General features: G+C 48.6%; 3 protein-coding genes. All 3 read right to left on the reverse strand.

The genetic code is table 11. From position 1 onward, the window contains the following. A partial coding sequence (locus tag UC15_RS26320; RefSeq protein WP_369964709.1) for a DUF6708 domain-containing protein occupies positions 1–371 on the reverse strand: 371 nt, incomplete at its 3' end. After that, positions 371–751 (reverse strand): hypothetical protein, encoded by a 381-nt coding sequence (locus UC15_RS25390; protein ID WP_112291984.1) that lies wholly within the window; start codon positions 749–751, stop codon positions 371–373. The genes UC15_RS26320 and UC15_RS25390, both read right to left, overlap by 1 nt. A gap of 269 nt (positions 752–1,020) precedes the next feature. Continuing rightward, a partial coding sequence (locus UC15_RS25395; RefSeq protein WP_369964708.1) for a DUF6708 domain-containing protein occupies positions 1,021–1,299 on the reverse strand: 279 nt, incomplete at its 5' end.

Below are 1,299 nucleotides of genomic sequence, written 5' to 3' on the forward strand. Positions count from 1 at the left end.
TCATCGTAAAACGGTTGTGTGGAAACCGGTTTGTGCTGCATGTAGTGACAGCAGTGGCTCCATAATCCGCGCAATAACTTAGGATGACCCACCGCCCAGCTGAGCACAAAACTGTCGATAATTTCAGTTGTCCCGGGTTTGCAGACAACGCCGTACAGCCGGTAGCCCTGATCGTAACGTCCGGTTTCCCGCGTCATTTGTGCATGAACATCAGCCCAGTCGAACACTTTGATGGTCGTTGGCCAGCGAACCCAGGGATTCCACTTACGCTGATACTCGTATACATATATTTTTTGGCGCTGACGGTTAAAGCGAATTGGAGTTCCTCGGGGTACAAATAAAACTATTTTCGCATTAAAAAATAAACGCACTAACAAAAAAAAATACAGAATATAAAAAACACTAATAAAACAAATAAACTCAACTGGTTACTTACATAATCACTAAAGGCATCTGCTAATACATATGAAAACAAAGGTACAACAATGAAGCCAACCAACACAATAACCCAACCTCCCCACCATAATATATTTTCAAATCGTGGGATTTCCATCCAGAGATCATTTATTTCATTAACCCAGGTAAGTCGGGGGGCGGTTTGCTGTTTCTCATTTTGCCCGGGTAAATCTTCAACCCAATTTTTTAAGGCAGGCGTTAAAGCAGGCCGACTCGCAAATTCTGTCTCCAGCGCGGCTTCCAGCGTTTCAGGCTCAATGCGCCAGGGCCCATCAGGACGTTGATTATTTTCCATATTTTTCCTTAATCCTTAACCTGGATTTTTAATCTCAGCACTCGGTTCTGGTCGAGCCTGTCAGGCCAGTAATTTACTTCTAGGGTTAAACTCATGAAATGACGGGTATCTACCCAAGCTTCGCCTTCAATAATCAGGTCGCCATTCAGCCAGTGCTGACTGGCACTCCCTATTCCCGGTCGCCATGAGGGGGGCGAACCCATCATTGATTTTACTGCCAGTGGTTCCAGGCGAGCCGTCGTGGATATAGGGATATTGTGCGTTGAGCGTCATGCTTGCTGGCTATCGGGTACCGTGGTCGATTCCCGGTCGATATCAGCAGGCCAGCGGACGGTGTTAAACGGCGTCCAGCTTGCGGGCGCCTTTGTCAGCAGCGGGGCGGTGGGCACGGGCTTCGCCTGCATGTAGTGACAGCAGTGGCTCCATAATCCGTAAGCATCAAACACACTGCCAACCGTCCAGGTGAGGATAAACCTGTCCATGACTTCTACGGTACCGGGTTTGCAGACGGCGCAATAGATACGATGCCCCCAGTCAGCCATGGCCCG

Origin of the sequence: Rahnella sp. AN3-3W3, from assembly GCF_003263545.1 — a bacterium.
Taxonomy (GTDB): domain Bacteria; phylum Pseudomonadota; class Gammaproteobacteria; order Enterobacterales; family Enterobacteriaceae; genus Rahnella; species Rahnella variigena.

Excerpts from the sequence above, each read along its gene's own strand:
- UC15_RS25390 (WP_112291984.1), bottom strand. The coding sequence starts at position 751 with ATGGAAAATAATCAACGTCCTGATGGGCCCTGGCGCATTGAGCCTGAA.